The sequence below is a fragment of the Pseudomonas sp. DC3200b2 genome (assembly GCF_049895785.1).
Classification (GTDB): domain Bacteria; phylum Pseudomonadota; class Gammaproteobacteria; order Pseudomonadales; family Pseudomonadaceae; genus Aquipseudomonas; species Aquipseudomonas massiliensis.
Genome location: NZ_JAFCTA010000001.1, coordinates 911,411 through 928,094 on the forward strand (window position 1 = coordinate 911,411; position 16,684 = coordinate 928,094).

General features: G+C 64.5%; 18 protein-coding genes. 13 read left to right on the plus strand and 5 right to left on the minus strand.

The annotated features are described in order from the left end of the window. Positions 1-53: 53 nt before the first annotated feature. From ACP691_RS04375 to ACP691_RS04390, 4 genes are all read right to left on the minus strand, one after another. Positions 54-497 (minus strand): hypothetical protein, encoded by a 444-nt coding sequence (locus tag ACP691_RS04375; RefSeq protein WP_426153856.1) that lies wholly within the window; start codon positions 495-497, stop codon positions 54-56. A gap of 111 nt (positions 498-608) precedes the next feature. Further along, complete coding sequence (locus ACP691_RS04380; RefSeq protein WP_426153854.1) at positions 609-1,286, minus strand: response regulator; 678 nt, start codon at positions 1,284-1,286, stop codon at positions 609-611. A 6-nt stretch (positions 1,287-1,292) separates the two neighbouring features. Next, positions 1,293-1,598, minus strand: a complete 306-nt coding sequence (locus ACP691_RS04385; protein ID WP_426153852.1) for a YciI family protein — start codon at positions 1,596-1,598, stop codon at positions 1,293-1,295. A 1-nt stretch (position 1,599) separates the two neighbouring features. Beyond that, positions 1,600-2,193, minus strand: coding sequence for a septation protein A (locus ACP691_RS04390; RefSeq protein ID WP_426153850.1), 594 nt, complete (start codon positions 2,191-2,193; stop codon positions 1,600-1,602). Positions 2,194-2,259: 66 nt separating this feature from the next. Here ACP691_RS04390 and ACP691_RS04395 point away from each other — a divergent pair, with 66 nt between their 5' ends. From ACP691_RS04395 to ACP691_RS04425, 7 genes are all read left to right on the plus strand, one after another. Further along, positions 2,260-3,129, plus strand: coding sequence for a PHP domain-containing protein (locus ACP691_RS04395; protein WP_426153848.1), 870 nt, complete (start codon positions 2,260-2,262; stop codon positions 3,127-3,129). A gap of 1 nt (position 3,130) precedes the next feature. Continuing rightward, complete coding sequence (locus tag ACP691_RS04400; RefSeq protein ID WP_426153846.1) at positions 3,131-3,760, plus strand: L-threonylcarbamoyladenylate synthase; 630 nt, start codon at positions 3,131-3,133, stop codon at positions 3,758-3,760. Between the two features lie 125 nt (positions 3,761-3,885). Continuing rightward, entirely contained in the window at positions 3,886-4,584 is a 699-nt protein-coding gene (locus ACP691_RS04405; protein WP_426153903.1) for a segregation and condensation protein A, read from the plus strand. 19 nt (positions 4,585-4,603) lie between these two features. Beyond that, entirely contained in the window at positions 4,604-5,404 is an 801-nt protein-coding gene (scpB, locus tag ACP691_RS04410) for an SMC-Scp complex subunit ScpB (protein WP_426153844.1), read from the plus strand. Positions 5,405-5,518: 114 nt separating this feature from the next. Then, on the plus strand, positions 5,519-6,574 hold the full coding sequence (gene rluB / locus ACP691_RS04415) for a 23S rRNA pseudouridine(2605) synthase RluB (RefSeq protein ID WP_426153842.1): 1,056 nt from the start codon (positions 5,519-5,521) through the stop codon (positions 6,572-6,574). Positions 6,575-6,750: 176 nt separating this feature from the next. Next, positions 6,751-8,166, plus strand: a complete 1,416-nt coding sequence (locus ACP691_RS04420) for an amino acid permease (RefSeq protein WP_426153840.1) — start codon at positions 6,751-6,753, stop codon at positions 8,164-8,166. A 120-nt stretch (positions 8,167-8,286) separates the two neighbouring features. After that, complete coding sequence (locus tag ACP691_RS04425) at positions 8,287-9,489, plus strand: MFS transporter (protein WP_426153838.1); 1,203 nt, start codon at positions 8,287-8,289, stop codon at positions 9,487-9,489. 41 nt (positions 9,490-9,530) lie between these two features. Here the strand turns inward: ACP691_RS04425 and ACP691_RS04430 are convergent, their stop codons facing one another. Next, positions 9,531-9,785, minus strand: a complete 255-nt coding sequence (locus ACP691_RS04430) for a DUF2790 domain-containing protein (RefSeq protein ID WP_426153836.1) — start codon at positions 9,783-9,785, stop codon at positions 9,531-9,533. Between the two features lie 315 nt (positions 9,786-10,100). Here ACP691_RS04430 and acs point away from each other — a divergent pair, with 315 nt between their 5' ends. The 6 genes from acs to argR all read left to right on the plus strand — a co-directional run bounded on the left by acs (position 10,101) and on the right by argR (position 16,560). Further along, the gene (gene acs, locus ACP691_RS04435) at positions 10,101-12,056 is read left to right on the plus strand and encodes an acetate--CoA ligase (protein ID WP_426153834.1); all 1,956 of its coding nucleotides are present in this window, start codon (positions 10,101-10,103) and stop codon (positions 12,054-12,056) included. A gap of 400 nt (positions 12,057-12,456) precedes the next feature. Then, positions 12,457-13,233 carry an ABC transporter substrate-binding protein gene (locus ACP691_RS04440; RefSeq protein WP_426153832.1) on the plus strand — a complete coding sequence of 259 codons (777 nt, stop codon included), beginning with the start codon at positions 12,457-12,459 and terminating at the stop codon, positions 13,231-13,233. 90 nt (positions 13,234-13,323) lie between these two features. Further along, complete coding sequence (locus ACP691_RS04445; RefSeq protein WP_040262258.1) at positions 13,324-14,013, plus strand: ABC transporter permease; 690 nt, start codon at positions 13,324-13,326, stop codon at positions 14,011-14,013. Then, positions 14,010-14,708: an ABC transporter permease gene (locus tag ACP691_RS04450; protein WP_426153830.1), complete on the plus strand. Its 699-nt coding sequence runs from the start codon at positions 14,010-14,012 to the stop codon at positions 14,706-14,708. The genes ACP691_RS04445 and ACP691_RS04450 overlap by 4 nt, the downstream gene beginning before the upstream one ends. Positions 14,709-14,760: 52 nt before the next feature. After that, positions 14,761-15,525 carry an ABC transporter ATP-binding protein gene (locus tag ACP691_RS04455; protein WP_040262260.1) on the plus strand — a complete coding sequence of 255 codons (765 nt, stop codon included), beginning with the start codon at positions 14,761-14,763 and terminating at the stop codon, positions 15,523-15,525. 54 nt (positions 15,526-15,579) lie between these two features. Further along, positions 15,580-16,560 carry a transcriptional regulator ArgR gene (gene argR, locus ACP691_RS04460; protein ID WP_426153827.1) on the plus strand — a complete coding sequence of 327 codons (981 nt, stop codon included), beginning with the start codon at positions 15,580-15,582 and terminating at the stop codon, positions 16,558-16,560. The last annotated feature ends 124 nt before the right edge of the window (positions 16,561-16,684 follow it).

A 16,684-nucleotide genomic window follows, 5' to 3' on the forward strand; every position in this document is an offset into this window, starting at 1 on the left:
CGGCCGAGCACCGACCGGGCAATCAGGGGGCTACAGGTTACCCAACTGCAGGGTTATTGGGCCTTCTTTTCCTTCTGCGCTTTCCAGGCCATGAACTCGGCCCATTCGGCGCGGCGCTCGTCCTGCTTCTTGACGATGTCGTCGAACTGCTTCTGCTGATCGGGCGTCAGCAGGGCGCGGATGTCTGCGCGGGTCTTGGCCTCACTAGTGGCCAGCGCATCATGCATGGCTTTCTTCTCCGCTTCCGGCAGTTTTGCCAGGTAGCTTTCGGTGATCTTGTGCCGTTGCTGCATCTGCTCGCCCATCAGCCGGCCAACCTGACGGCGCTGGTCGCGGTTCAGGTCCAGGGACTCGAGCATGCCGGGGCCGCGGTGGTGCATCATGGCCGGGCCGTGGGAAGGCGGCTCGTCGGGACCATGGGCCGGGCCTTGGGGCGCGGCCATCGCCAAGGTCGGCAGGGTGGCCGCGAACAGCAGGGCGGTGAGGGTCTTGCGCATGGTGGATCTCCTTGTCTGGTCGCCGGTCGTTTACCGGATGAGTTCAGTCTACGGAGGGCAGCGTCAGGCGCGGTCAGGCCAGAGTAAAGACTTGGTAAACCCGGGCTCGTGTCAGGCAGAGTAATAGTAACCGCGGCTACGCAGGGCGACGATCCGTGGCCGACCGTCAGGGTGAGGGCCGATTTTCTTGCGCAGGTTGCTCACATGCATGTCCAGGCTGCGGTCGTAGAGGGTCAGCTTGCGACCCAGGGCCAACTGCGCAAGCTCCTGCTTGTCCAGGGGCTCGCCGGGCTGTCTGAGCAAGGCCTCGAGGATACGGCTTTCCGAAAGCGTCAGGGAGATGTCATGGCTGTCCACGCTGACCACTCCGCGCACTGGGCTGAAGTTCAGGTCGCCTATCTCCATCTGGGTGGCGCTGGCCGTAGGGTGGCTGCGCCGCAGCACTGCCCGCAAGCGCGCGGTGAGTTCCCGAGGGTCGCAGGGCTTGGCCAGGTAATCATCCGCGCCCAGCTCCAGGCCAAGGATGCGGTCCAGCGGTTCGCCCCTGGCTGAAAGCATGACTACCGGCAGCTCGGCATGCTCGCTACGCAATTGCTTGAGCAGTTCCAGGCCGCTGCCGTCGGGCAGCATCACATCCAGCACCACGGCTGCCGGAGCGGCCTCGGCCAGCGCCTTGCGGGCGCTCTGGCCGTCATGGCAGGCGCGTACCTGGAAGCCCTCGTGGGCGAGCCAACTGCTCAGCAGCTCGCACAGCTCCACGTCGTCGTCTATCAGCAGCAGCTCGCTCATGGTCGATCAGGCGCTTGGGAAGACTTGCTTGAAGGGCTTGACCACCACTTGGGCATAGACCCCCGCGGCGCGATAGGGGTCGGCCTCGGCCCAGCCGGTAGCGGCGTCAAGAGAGGCGAACTCGGCCACGATCAGGCTACCGCTGAAGCCCGCAATGCCCGGGTCGTTGCTGTCGATGGCCGGATGGGGGCCGGCCAGCACCAGGCGGCCATCGTCCTGCAGCGCCTGCAGGCGCGCAAGGTGGGCGGGACGGGCTGCCAGGCGGGCCGCCAGGGAACCCTCGGCGTCAGTGGCGATGATTGCGTAGAGCATGTCAGTCCTCGGTCTTGGTGGTAGGCGCGGTGTCCTGCAGGTGGCGAGAGAGGTACACGCCTTGCCCGAGCAGGAAAAGCAGGGTCATGCCCAGGCTGCCGAATACCTTGAAGTCTACCCAGAAGCGTTCGAAGGTGAAGGCCACGATCAGGTTGGCCGCGCCGCACACCAGGAAGAACACGATCCAGGCGATGTTCAGGCGTGTCCAGACCGCATCGGGCAGGTTCAGGGCGTGGCCCATGATGCGCTGTATGAGCACGCGGTCGCCGATGAAATGGCTGCCCAGGAAGGCCAGGGCGAATAGCCAGTTGACCACTGGCGCCTTCCATTTCAGGAAGGTTTCGCTATGGAAGGCCAGGGTCATGCCGCCGAACACGAGGCAGGCCAGCAAGGTGAGCCACTGGCCCTTTTCCAGCCGGCGTTGACGCAGGAACATCAGGCCGTAGACGATCAGCGAACTGCCGATGAGCACCGCGGTCGCACTGAAGATACCGCCGAAATCGACGCTGTGGCCTGCCAGGTCGAGGGTGCGGGGTTCGGTTTTGTAGACGATGAAGAACAGCAGCAGCGGGATGAAGTCGATCAGTTGTTTCACAATGGCAGCCAGGCGCGGGATGTGGCGGCATAATAGCAAACCTTCCTGAACTCGAAAGCGCCGCCCATGAATGTTGACCTGCATTGCCACAGCACAGCCTCCGATGGCGCCCTGGCCCCGGCCAGCGTGGTGGCCCGCGCCCATGGTCAGGGGGTGCGGCTGCTGGCGCTGACCGATCACGACACCGTGGATGGCCTGGCCGAGGCACGGGACGCTGCCGAGGCATTGGGCATGGCCTGGGTCAGCGGTGTGGAAATGTCCTGTACCTGGGGTGGCGCGACCATCCATGTGCTCGGCTACGGCTTCGACCTGGACGCACCCGCCCTGGGCGAGGCGCTGGAGGCACTGCACGCCGGGCGCTGGCTGCGGGCCCAGGAGATCGACCGCAGGCTTGCCGCCAAGGGGATGCCCGGTGCCTTGGAAGGCGCCAGGGCGATCCAGGCCGCCCTGGGGGACAGCCGTAACGCGCCGGCGCGGCCGCACTTCGCGGACTTCCTGGTGCAGGCAGGGCATGTACCGGACCGGGCCACCGCATTTCGCCGCTGGCTTGGCGCGGGCAAGATCGGTGACGTGAAGCAGCACTGGCCTACCCTCGAGCAAACGGTCGGTACCCTGCGCGCGGCGGGCGCCTGGGTCAGCCTGGCCCACCCGATGCACTATGATTTCAATCGGAGCAAGCGCCGTCGCCTGGTGGCCGACTATCTTCAAGCGGGAGGTCACGCGCTGGAAGTGGTCAACGGCCTGCAGGCGGACGAGCAAACAGGTACTCTGGCTATCCTGGCCCGGGAGTTCGGCCTGCTGGTCAGCGCCGGCAGCGACTTCCACGGGCCGGGCAACTGGGGTGAAATCGGCAGTTACCGTCCGGTGCCGGAAGACCTGCCACCGTTGTGGGAGCGTTTTGGTCATGACCGTTCACGCCTATCAGCAAGGATATGAAGTGAGCCAGTTTTTCCAGATTCACCCGCAATCCCCGCAGCCGCGCCTGATCAAGCAGGCCGCGGACATCATCCGCGCCGGGGGAGTGGTGGTGTACCCCACCGATTCGTCCTATGCGGTGGGCTGCCGGATGGGCGAGAAATCCGCCATCGAGCGCGTTCGTCGCCTGCGTCAACTGGACGACCGGCACAACTTCACCCTCCTGTGCAGCGACCTGTCGCAACTGGGCCTGTTCGCCAAGGTGGACACTGCGGCTTTCCGCCTGCTCAAGGCGCAGACGCCGGGCCCCTATACCTTCCTCCTCAACGCCACGCGGGAAGTGCCGCGGCTGCTGCTGCACCCCAAGCGGCGCACCATTGGCTTGCGGGTGCCGGCCCATCCCATTGCCCAGGCACTGCTTCAGGCCCTGGGCGAGCCCTTGATGAGCGTGAGCCTGATCCTGCCCGGGGACAGTGAACCCTTGAGCGACCCCTACGACATGCGCGAGCGGCTGGAACACCACGTGGACCTGATCATCGACGGCGGTCAGGGCGGCGCTGTCGCCTCCACGGTGGTGGACCTGACCGAGGCTGATCCGCAGGTGGTGCGCGTGGGCTGCGGGGACCCGGCGCCCTTCATGGCCGACGCGTGAGCGAGGCCTCTCGCGACAGCGCGGCGTCGGCCGAGGCCGGATCCGGCGAGCAGATGCAACTGGCACTGGTCTACGGCGCGGCCTTCACCGAGCTGCCCCAGGACCTTTACATCCCGCCGGATGCGCTGGAGGTGTTCCTTGAGGCTTTCGAAGGGCCCTTGGACCTGCTCCTATACCTGATTCGCAAGCAGAACATCGACGTGCTGGACATTCCCGTCGCCGAGATCACTCGCCAATACATGGCGTATGTGGAGTTGATGAAGAGCGTGCGGCTGGAACTGGCCGCCGAGTATCTGGTGATGGCCGCCATGCTGGCGGAGATCAAGTCCCGGATGCTGCTGCCGCGTTCGACCCAGGTCGAGGAAGAAGAGGGCGACCCCCGGGCCGAGCTCATACGCCGTCTGCAGGAATACGAGCGTTTCAAGGCCGCGGCCGAGGGTATCGATGGGCTGCCGCGGGTCGGCCGGGAGATCCTGGTGCCGCAGTTGGACGCGCCCCAGGCCAAGGCGCGGCGCCTGTTGCCGGATGTGGCCCTGGAGGAAGTGTTGCTCGCCATGGCCGAGGTAATGCGGCGCAACGACCGGTTCGAAAGCCATCAGGTGACCCGCGAGGCCTTGTCGACCCGGGAACGTATGAGCGAGGTGCTGGAAAGGCTCAGGGGCGGCGGTTTCGTGCCCTTCGTCGAACTCTTCACTCCGGACGAGGGTAAGCTCGGCGTGGTCGTCACCTTCATGGCCATCCTCGAACTTGTGAAGGAATCTTTGATCGAGCTGGTGCAAAATGAGCCCTTTGCCGCCATCCATGTCCGGATGCGCGGGGACTGAACGCACCGACCGAGCATCCATGAACCTCAACGAACCGCGCGAGCTGGCCTCCTTGCTGGAAGCCTTCCTGCTGGCTTCGGGCAAGCCTCAGAGCCTGGACAATTTCTACGCCCTGTTCGACGAGCCCGAGCGTCCCGGCCCCACGGTCTTTCGCAAGGCCCTGGAGCATTTGCGCAAGTCCTGTGACAACCGGGCCTTCGAACTGGTGGAGGTAGCTTCCGGCTATCGCTTGCAGATCCGCGAGCGTTACGCCCCCTGGGTCGGCCGGCTGTGGGAGGAGCGGCCCCAGCGTTATTCCCGCGCCTTGCTGGAAACCCTGGCCCTGATCGCCTACCGCCAGCCCATTACCCGTGGGGAGATCGAAGACGTGCGTGGCGTGGCGGTGAACAGCAACATCGTCAAGACGCTCCTGGAACGGGAATGGATTCGCGTGGTAGGGCACCGGGAGGTCCCGGGGCGTCCCGCCATGTTCGCTACCACCAAGGCGTTTCTGGATCATTTCAACCTCAAGAGCCTGGACGAGCTGCCGCCCCTGGCCGACCTGCGAGAGCTAGAGCCCCAGGCGCCGCTGGACGACGACGAGATACCGGTGCCGGCACAGCTGCAGGCCCTGGCCGATGCCAGCGCCATGGAAGAGGACGCCGAGCCCGCTCCGCCGGCCGAGGAAACGAGCTTCCGCAGCCTGCTGCTGGAGCTGGACAGCATGGAGGCGGGGCTCAAGACCGACTTCGACGACCTGCGCGAGGACTCGCAGGCCCAGGGCGAGGCGGCAGACGTCGACGAAGACAGCGCCGGCACCGCCTCGGACATCGGCCGCTGATACGCCGGTCGAATACTTCACTCGGGGCCCGTGCGTGACCGGGCCAATACGCGTATGATGCGCGCCCCTTCGGCGAAAGCCGCCGTGTCGTCAACCCACCGGGAGGTGCCAAACATGAATGACCACGAACTCGAATCCACCCAGCCGCCAGCACCACCCGCCGGCGAAAAGCTGCAGAAAGTCCTGGCCCGCATCGGCGTTGGCTCGCGCCGTGATGTCGAAGCCTGGATAGGCGAAGGCCGCATCAAGGTCAACGGGGTGGTTGCCACCCTGGGCCAGCGTGTCGACCTGCATGACGCCATCAGTGTCGATGGCAAGCTCATCCGCCGCGAAGAAGCCGCCGAAACGGTTCGCCGGGTCATCATCTACAACAAGCCCGACGGCGAGATCTGCACCCGCGATGATCCGGAAGGCCGCCCCACCGTGTTCGACCGCCTGCCGCGTCCTCGCGAAGGCCGCTGGATCAACGTCGGCCGACTGGACATCAATACCACCGGCCTGCTGTTGTTCACCACCGATGGCGAGCTGGCCAACCGCCTGATGCACCCGTCCTATGAAATGGACCGGGAATACGCCGTGCGGGTACGTGGCGAAGTCGACGAAGACATGATCGCCCGGCTCAAGGCGGGCGTGGTCCTGGAAGACGGCCCGGCCAAGTTCACCGATATCCAGGAGGCACCGGGCGGCGAAGGCTTCAACCACTGGTACCACTGCGTGGTGATGGAAGGGCGCAACCGTGAAGTGCGTCGGTTGTGGGAATCCCAGGGCCTGGTGGTCAGCCGCCTGAAGCGCGTGCGCTTCGGCCCGGTCTTCCTCAATTCCGACCTGCCCATGGGGCGCTGGCGCGAACTGAGCCAGAACGAGGTGGACATTCTCAGCGCCGAAGTCGGCCTGACCCCGGTGGCCTTGCCCGCGCAGACCGCCAAGGCCAAGGAAAAGCTCGAGCGCATGCAGCGCAAGTCCGCCAGGCCGCTGGGCCGCAACGAGCGCGTGCGTCAGATACGTCCGGCGCTGGAAGGCGGCGATGAGCGAGCGCCGCGCAAGGGCCGTGAGCAAGCCCGGCCAGGTTCGGCGCCGAGCCGCGGCTCCGTGGTCGCCGAACGGCCGAGCGAGGTGCGTGGTAAGCCGCGCGCGCCCAAGGGCAGGCCCGACGGCTCGCCCAAGCGCTGAGCAAGGGATTCCTGCTTGTCCGTTGCTCGTATTCCCGCTATGCCGAGTCCGTGGTTCGCTATGTACACTCCTTCGCTTGCCGACGGCCGTCCCCTGTGGGCGGCCTTCACCTCTTCGACCCGACGCGCTTCCCGCGCGCCGGGCTGTACAGCCAACAAGAACAAGGAATGTATGCGATGAGCCCTCGGCCCACCTCCAGCGGCGGCTTCAAGCGTGGCTTGAAGAACCGCCACATCCAGTTGATTGCCCTCGGCGGCGCCATCGGCACCGGGCTGTTTCTCGGCTCGGCCGGCGTGCTCAAGTCCGCCGGGCCGTCGATGATCCTCGGTTATGCCCTGTGCGGTTTCATCGCGTTCCTGATCATGCGCCAGCTAGGCGAGATGATCGTCGAGGAGCCGGTGGCCGGCTCCTTCAGCCATTTCGCCCATCGTTACTGGGGCGGGTTCGCCGGCTTCCTCTCCGGCTGGAACTGCTGGCTGCTCTACACCCTGGTGGGGATGTCCGAGCTGACCGCGGTGGGCAAGTACATCCAGTTCTGGTGGCCGGAAATCCCCACCTGGGCTTCGGCCGCCGGTTTCTTCACCCTGGTGACCCTGATCAATCTGACCAACGTACGGGTATTTGGCGAAGCCGAGTTCTCCTTCGCCATCATCAAGGTCCTGGCGGTGGTGGGCATGATTGCCCTGGGCGCCTACCTGCTGGTGTCCGGGCACGGCGGGCCCCAGGCGTCCTTGGCCAACCTGTGGCAGAACGGCGGCTTCTTTCCCAACGGCGTCCAGGGGCTGGTGATGGCGTTGGCGCTGATCATGTTTTCCTTTGGTGGCCTGGAAATGCTCGGTTTCACCGCCGCGGAAGCCGACGAGCCGCGGCGGGTAATCCCCAAGGCGGTCAACCAGGTCATCTGGCGCATCCTGATCTTCTATGTGGGCGCGCTGGTGGTTCTGCTGTCGCTGATCCCCTGGAACAGCCTGCTGCAGAACCTGGGCGCGGCCGGAGATGCCTACAGCGGAAGCCCCTTCGTCCAGGTATTCGCCATGCTGGGCAGCGGCACCGCGGCCCATGTGCTCAACTTCGTGGTGCTCACTGCCGCGGTATCGGTGTACAACAGTGGCGCCTATTGCAACGGCCGCATGCTGGTCGGCATGGCCGAACAGGGGGACGCGCCAGCGATTATGGGGCGGGTAGATGGTCGCGGCGTCCCTGTACTGGCCGTGCTGGCCTCGGCCGTGGTTACCGCGGTTACCGTGTTGCTCAACTACCTCATGCCCCATGACGCGCTGGAATTGCTGATGGCGCTGGTAGTGGCGACCCTGGTCATCAACTGGGCGATGATCAGCTGGTCCCACCTGCGCTTCCGCCAGCATCTGACCCGCCAAGGGGTGGTTCCACGCTTCAAGGCGTTCTGGTTCCCCGTGGGCAATTACCTGTGCTTGGCCTTCGTCGCGCTTATCCTTGGCGTGATGTGGTTCACGGGGATGCAGGTTCCGGTGATGGCCATCCCGGTGTGGCTACTGGTGTCCCTGGGCCTGTACCGATTGAAGAAGACGAGGCCCGTGGTCGCTCCGGTAGGTGTGGGGCAGGGCGCGGACTGATACCTCCAGGGCAAGGCGGCGTGTTTGACGATGCGCCGCTCATTTCCGCCTCGGCGCAAGCTGAAAGCTTTTAGCTGGCCCTGCTAGAATGCGTCATTCACGGTCTCCATGGCGCTTCCCATGTCTTCCACACCGCACCCCCTGGCGGTCACCCTGCAAGTCGTTTCCATCGTACTGTTCACTTTCATTGGTTACCTGAACATCGGTATTCCGCTGGCGGTATTGCCTGGGTTCGTGCACACCGACCTGGGTTTTGGCGCGGTTCTGGCGGGGCTGGTGATCAGCGTTCAGTATCTGGCTACCCTGCTCAGCCGGCCCACGGCCAGTCGCTTCATCGACACTCGCGGCAGCAAGCGGGCCGTGATCTACGGGCTGGCGGGGTGCGGGGCCAGCGGTGTGTTCATGCTGCTGGCGGCGGCGCTGCAAAGCTGGCCTGGGGTCAGCCTGGCCTGCCTGCTGGTGGGGCGCGTGGTGCTGGGCGCTGCCGAGAGCCTCGTAGGTTCCGGTGCCATCGGCTGGGGTATCGGCCGCGTGGGCCCGGCCAACACCGCCAAGGTGATTTCCTGGAACGGTATCGCCAGCTACGGGGCCCTGGCCGTTGGCGCGCCTAGCGGTGTATGGCTGGTCCAGCATCTGGGGCTATGGAGCATGGGCCTGGCGGTGGTGCTGTTGTCCGCACTGGGCGTGGCCTTGGCATGGCCCAAGCTCGCCGCGCCCATAGTCGCTGGAGAACGCCTGCCCTTCCTGCATGTGCTTGGCCGGGTATTCCCGCATGGCTGCGGCCTGGCGCTCGGGGGAATCGGTTTCGGCACCATCGCCACCTTCATCACGCTCTACTACGCCTCCCGGCAGTGGGGCAATGCGGCACTCTGCCTGAGCGTGTTCGGCGCCTGCTTCATCTGCGCGCGCCTGCTCTTCGGTGGCATGATCAACCGTCTGGGAGGCTTCAGGGTAGCCATCGCCTGTCTCGGCGTGGAGTCGCTGGGGCTGTTGCTCTTATGGGCAGCGCCGAGCCTGGAATGGGCCATGGCCGGCGCTGCCTTGAGCGGATTCGGTTTCTCGCTGGTGTTCCCGGCCCTGGGCGTGGAGGCCGTGAACCTGGTGCCGGCCTCCAGCCGAGGCGCGGCGGTGGGGGCCTATTCGCTGTTCGTGGACATGTCCCTTGGGCTTACCGGGCCAGTAGCCGGGGCCGTGGCCTCTGGCTTTGGCTTTGCCTCCATCTTCCTGGTGGCGGCGATCGCCGCGGCTGGCGGGCTGTTGCTGAGCCTGCACCTGTATCGGCGGAGCCTGGCGGCGCCCCGGCATGGGGATGAGCCGCTCTGAAGGCGGCGCGCCCGGAGCGCATGCGCCTGGCCCGGCCGGTCTCAATCCATGCAGCCGTTGCCCATCGCTTCATACTCGAGCATGTGCTGCTGGCCGTGACTGTCCTCGTACAGCATGCGCAGCGGGACCACCTTGCACACCGTAGGCACGGGTTCCATGGAAATCACCTTGGCGATGTCCAGATGGGCGCCATACTCATAGTGTTCTACCTTCGTCTGATCGGCCAGCGCCGGCTGCAGGCCGCCAGCGGCCAACAGGCAGGCTGAAGCGGTCAGCGCGAACAGGGAGCGTTTCATCGAGTTTCACCTTCTTGCGGTCGAGCGAGGCCGCGCGACCTTTTTGCAGGTCGCGGGCGTTCGGTTCGAGGAATGGGAGCAGGCCTTCGTGGGGGCTGTTCGGTCGTTGCCATTGCTGGCGGTGCGCATTCTAGGCGCGAGCTTGACGCCGCTTACAGGCTGGCTTTTGATAAACAGTATTAACGAAAGAGGTAATAATTTGCCCCTGGGTGTGCGGCGTTCGCCTTTACTACCATCGTCGAATGGTTGTGCCGGGCTTGCATCACGTACAACGCAACCCTACAAGAACAATGATGCTCTTCGAGGACCGAAAAGATGACCGCGGCTTCCCTGTACCCCGTACGCCCTGACGTGAAGGCCAACACGCTGACCGACGAGGCGACCTACAAGGCCATGTACCAGCAGTCGGTAGTGAACCCCGACGGTTTCTGGCGCGAGCAAGCCAAGCGCCTGGACTGGATCAAGCCGTTCGACAAGGTGAAGCAGACCTCCTTCGACGACCATCGCGTTGACATCAAATGGTTCGCCGACGGCACCCTGAATGTGGCCTACAACTGCCTGGATCGGCATCTGGAAGCGCGTGGCGACCAGGCCGCCATCATCTGGGAGGGCGACGACCCCTCCGAAAGCCGCACCATCACCTACCGTGAGCTGCACGAAGAAGTGTGCAAGTTCGCCAACGCCTTGCGTGGCCAGGATGTGCACCGTGGCGACGTGGTGACAATCTACATGCCGATGATCCCGGAAGCGGTGGTGGCCATGCTGGCCTGCGCCCGCATCGGCGCCATTCATTCGGTGGTGTTCGGCGGCTTTTCCCCGGAAGCGCTGGCTGGCCGCATCATCGACTGCCGCTCCAAGGTGGTGATCACCGCGGACGAAGGGCTGCGGGGCGGCAAGAAGACGCCGTTGAAAGCGAACGTCGATCGCGCCTTGACCAACCCGGAAACCAGCAGCGTGCAGAAAGTGATCGTCTGCAAGCGCACCGGCGGCGAGATCGAATGGAACCGTCACCGCGACATCTGGTACCACGCTTTGCTGGAAGTGGCTTCCAGCACTTGCGCGCCCAAGGAAATGGGCGCCGAAGAGGCGCTGTTCATCCTCTACACCTCAGGCTCCACGGGCAAGCCCAAGGGCGTGCTGCATACCAGCGCAGGCTACCTGCTCTATGCGGCCCTTACTCATGAACGTGTCTTTGACTACCGTCCGGGTGAGGTCTACTGGTGCACGGCCGACGTAGGCTGGGTCACCGGGCACAGCTATATCGTCTACGGGCCACTGGCCAACGGCGCTACCACGCTTCTGTTCGAAGGGGTGCCCAACTACCCGGACATCACCCGCGTATCGAAGATCATCGACAAGCACAAGGTGAACATCCTCTACACCGCGCCTACCGCCATTCGCGCCATGATGGCCGAAGGCACCGCGGCAGTGGCCGGGGCGGATGGCTCGAGCCTGCGCCTGCTCGGCTCGGTGGGCGAACCCATCAACCCCGAAGCCTGGAACTGGTACTACAAGACCGTGGGCAAGGAGCGCTGCCCGATCGTCGACACCTGGTGGCAGACCGAAACCGGCGGCGTGCTGATCAGCCCGTTGCCGGGCGCCATCGGGCTGAAGCCAGGCTCGGCTACCAAGCCGTTCTTTGGCGTCATTCCCGCCCTGGTGGACAACCTGGGCAACATCATCGAAGGGGCAGCCGAGGGCAACCTGGTGATTCTGGACTCCTGGCCCGGGCAGGCACGGTCGCTGTATGGAGACCACGACCGTTTCGTCGATACCTACTTCAAGACGTTCCGCGGCATGTACTTCACGGGTGACGGCGCCAGGCGGGACGAAGACGGCTATTACTGGATCACCGGCCGGGTGGATGACGTGCTCAACGTGAGCGGCCACCGCATGGGTACCGCCGAGATCGAAAGCGCCATGGTGGCCCACCCGAAAGTGGCCGAAGCCGCGGTAGTGGGCGTGCCACATGACATCAAGGGGCAGGGCATCTATGTCTATGTGACCCTCAATGCCGGGGAAGAGCCAAGCGAGGCCTTGCGTCAGGAGCTCAAGAACTGGGTGCGCAAGGAAATCGGCCCTATCGCTTCGCCCGACGTCATTCAGTGGGCCCCGGGCCTGCCCAAGACGCGGTCGGGGAAGATCATGCGCCGTATCCTGCGCAAGATCGCTACCGCCGAATATGGCGCCCTGGGGGACATTTCCACCCTGGCCGACCCTGGGGTCGTGCAGCACCTGATCGATACGCATCGACAGATGGCGGCCGCCTGACCCCTCGCCGCTTATCGAGCCCCGCTTCGGCGGGGCTTTTGTTTTATGGAAACAGGTACCGTGTTACCGGATAATGCCGTCGTGAAACTGATCGAAACAGATCGACGGCGCGAAGCGTTGGAAGGCGCCCGCCGATGCCTCTAGTACAGGGGTCAGATCGGTGGGCTTGAAATTTGCAGTAGCTTCTGGTTGGCTTACCGCTTCTAGATCAACAGGGATCCTGGCTGTCAAGGTGGACGGTTCCACTCGGCCAGGCTTCTGTAATATGTTGTCGCATTGCAGAAATTTCCCGCTCCGACTCGCCGTTAAAATGCCCAGCACTCGCCTCCGCTTCGGTGGCGCGATTTATCCTGGCTCCGCGCCTGGCCCTGCCAGCGCCGCCATCCGATGGAGTACTCCCATGAAGAAGCTCGCACTGCTTGGTGCCCTGGCGCTGTCCGTGCTTTCGTTTACCGCCGCGGCCGAAGACAAGCCGTTGAAGATCGGTATCGAAGCGGCCTACCCGCCGTTCGCCTCCAAGGCACCGGACGGCAGCATCGTGGGCTTCGACTATGACATCGGCAACGCGCTGTGCGCCGAGATGAAGGTCAAGTGCGTCTGGGTCGAGCAGGAGTTCGACGGCCTGATCCCCTCGCTGAAGGTGCGCAAGATCGACGCCATCCTCTCCTCGATGTCCATCACCGACGACCGCAAGAAGTCGGTGGACTTCACCGGCAAGTACTACAACACTCCGGCGCGCCTGGTCATGAAGGCGGGCACCAGCGTAGACGACGGCCTGGGTGGCCTGAGCGGCAAGAACATCGGCGTGCAGCGTGGCTCCATCCACGAACGCTTCGCCAATGAAGTGCTCGCGCCCAAGGGCGTGAACGTCAAACCCTATGCCTCCCAGAACGAGGTCTACCTCGACCTCGCCGCCGGCCGCCTGGATGGCACCCTGGCCGATGCCACGCTGCTGCAGGATGGCTTCCTGAAAACGGACGCCGGCAAGGGCTACGCCTTCGCCGGGCCGGCCTTCACCGATGTCAAGTACTTCGGTGACGGCGTGGGCATCGCCGTGCGCAAAGGCGACAGCGCCAACCTGGAGCGCCTCAATGCGGCCATCGCTGCCATTCGCGCCAACGGTACGTACAAGCAGATCCAGGACAAGTACTTCGACTTCGATATCTACGGCAAATAACCGCATCCCCTCCGCGAGCAGGGGCCGTGCGCGGCCCCGCTTCGTTTTTCCGCCCTGAGCGCGTGACGCTCACTCTGAAGGCTTGCGAGCATGTTGAAAGGCTACGGCGAGGTCATCCTCGAGGGGGTCGGCCTGACCCTGCAATTGGCGCTCTCGTCCATGGCGCTGGCGATCGTGCTGGGCCTGGTGGGCGCTGCGTTTCGCCTCTCCCCGGTGCGGGTACTGGCATGGCTGGGTGAGCTGTATTCCACGGTGATTCGCGGCATCCCGGACCTTGTGCTGATCCTGCTGATCTTCTACGGCGGCCAGGATGTGGTGAACCGAGTGGCGCCCCTGCTGGGCTACGACGACTACATCGACCTGGACCCGCTGCTCACCGGTGTCTTCACCTTGGGCTTCATTTTCGGTGCCTACCTGTCCGAGACCTTCCGGGGCGCCTTCATGGGTATCCCCAAGGGCCAGGCCGAGGCGGGCATGGCCTATGGCATGAGCAGCCTGCAGATCTTCTTCCGCGTGCTGGTGCCGCAGATGATCCGCCTGGCCATTCCCGGCTTCACCAACAACTGGCTGGTGCTGACCAAGGCCACCGCGCTCATTTCCGTGGTCGGTCTGCAGGACATGATGTTCAAGGCCAAACAGGCGGCGGACGCGACCCGAGAGCCCTTCACCTTCTACCTGGCCGTCGCCGGGCTCTACCTGATCATCACCAGTGTCTCGCTGCTGCTGCTCAAATGGCTCGAGCGACGTTATTCGGCGGGCGTAAGGACGGCTGAACTATGATTTTCGACTACACCGTGATCCAGGCCAGCCTGCCGCTGTACCTGGAAGGGCTGCTCGAAACCCTTAAGCTGCTGGCCATTTCCCTGGTCGCAGGATTGTTGGTGGCCTTCCCGCTGGCACTGATGCGGGTTTCGCGCAGGCCATGGGTCAACGCCCTGGCCTGGACCTACACCTACGTCATTCGCGGCACGCCCATGCTGGTGCAGTTGTTCCTCATCTACTACGGCCTGGCGCAGTTCGAGGCCGTGCGGGAAAGTGTGTTCTGGCCGTGGTTGTCCAGCGCCACCTTCTGTGCCTGCCTGGCATTCGCCATCAATACCAGCGCCTATACCGCCGAGATCATCGCCGGCAGTCTGCGGGCCACGCCTCATGGCGAGATCGAGGCGGCCCGCGCCATGGGCATGTCCCGTGCCCTGATGTATCGGCGCATCCTGCTGCCTTCGGCCATGCGCCGCGCGCTGCCGCAATACAGCAACGAAGTGATCATGATGCTGCAGACTACCAGCCTGGCCTCCATCGTGACCCTGATGGACATCACCGGCGCCGCCCGGGCCGTGAACGCCCAGTATTACCTGCCGTTCGAGGCCTACATCACCGCGGGGGCCATCTACCTGGCCCTGACCTTCATCCTGGTGCGGCTGTTCAAGCTGGCCGAGCGGCGCTGGCTCGGCTATCTGGCGCCACGCAAGGGCTGACGCGTTCCCGGGCGGCATCGCGCCGCCCGGCCATATTTCAGAGACCGACTCCATGAACAAACTCGAAGTCCAGGACCTGCACAAGCGCTATGGCAGCCACGAAGTGCTCAAGGGCGTCAGCCTTCAAGCCAGAGCCGGCGACGTGATCAGCATCATCGGTTCCAGCGGTTCGGGCAAAAGCACCTTCCTGCGCTGCATCAACCTGCTCGAGCAGCCCTGGTCGGGAAACATCCTGCTCAACAACGAAGCCCTGAAGCTGGTACCCAACAAGGCCGGCGGGCTCAAGGCCGGTGATCCCAAGCAGCTCCAGCGCCTGCGTTCGCGGCTGGCCATGGTGTTCCAGCATTTCAACCTGTGGTCGCACATGACCGCCTTGCAGAATGTGATCGAGGCCCCGGTGCATGTACTGGGGGTGAGCAAGAAGGAGGCCCTGGAAAAAGCGGAGTATTACCTGGCGAAGGTAGGGGTGACCCACCGTAAGGATGCCTATCCTGGCCATATGTCCGGCGGCGAGCAGCAGCGGGTGGCGATCGCCCGGGCCCTTGCCATGGAGCCGGAGGTGATGTTGTTCGACGAGCCCACCTCCGCGCTGGATCCGGAGCTGGTGGGCGATGTGCTCAAGGTAATGCAGTCTCTCGCCCAGGAAGGGCGGACCATGGTGGTGGTCACTCACGAGATGGGCTTTGCGCGGGAAGTGTCCAACCAAGTCATCTTCCTGCACCAGGGGCTGGTGGAAGAGCAGGGCAACCCGCGGGAAGTCCTGGCGAACCCTCAGTCCGAGCGCCTGCGCCAGTTCCTCTCCGGTAGTCTTAAATAAGCAGGCCAAGCTCGCCGCTCGCCCTTGTCCGCCTTCTTTTGCGTGAGTGTCTCAATGACTGCCCAGCGTATCGGTTTTCTCATCTGGCCCGGCACCAGGGCGCTGACCCTGGCACTGGCCGAGGAAGCCTTGAGTGTTGCCAGCCGGGTTCATCCCGAGGTCGTTTATGAACCGGTGTTCCTGCATGCCGAAGCCTTGGGCGCCGATGGTTGGCAGTTGCCTGGCGAGCCTTGGACGGGGCGGCTGGAAGGATGCCAGAAATTATTCCTGGTAGCGGACGAGCCGCCGCCGACCATGCCGGCGGCCCTGGCCAGCGCGCTCAAGCAGCAGGTACGCGGCGGCTGCCTGATTGGCGGCTTGTCCGCGGGTATCTATCCCTTGGCCCAATTGGGCCTGCTCGACGGCTACCGTGCCTCGGTGCATTGGCGCTGGCAGGACGATTTCAGTGAGCGCTTTCCGAAGGTGATCGCCACCAGTCACCTGTTCGATTGCGACCGCGATCGCCTCACCGCTTGCGGCGGCCTGGCCGTGCTTGACCTCATGCTAGCGCTGCTGACCCGCGACCACGGCGCCGAGTTGGCCGGCGCGGTGTCCGAAGAGCTGGTGGTCGAGCGCATTCGCGAAGGGGCCGAGCGCCAGCGCATTCCATTGCAGAACCGGCTGGGGTCGAGTCATCCGAAGCTGACCCAGGCGGTGCTCCTGATGGAAGCCAATATCGAGGAGCCGCTGACCACGGATGAGATCGCCCAGCACGTGTGCGTCTCGCGACGACAGCTGGAACGCATCTTCAAGCAGTACCTGAACCGGGTGCCCAGCCAGTATTACCTGGAACTGCGCCTGAACAAGGCGCGCCAGATGCTGATGCAGACGAGCAAGTCGATCATCCAGATCGGGCTGTCGTGCGGGTTCTCGTCGGGCCCGCATTTTTCCAGCGCCTACCGGAATTTCTTTGGGGCTACGCCCCGTGAGGACCGGAACCAGCGTCGCGCCGGCAGCCCTTTCGAGCTGGCGCCGGTGCCGGCTGAGCGAGGGTGAGTTCGGGCTGGTACTAGCGAGACTTGCACAAATGGCACAGGCGCCGCGGAATGCGCCTCGGCTCGGCCGAGTGGAGGCATGGCGAAGCTGGGCGCCCGCCAGGGAAGGCGGGCGAGCGGCGCCA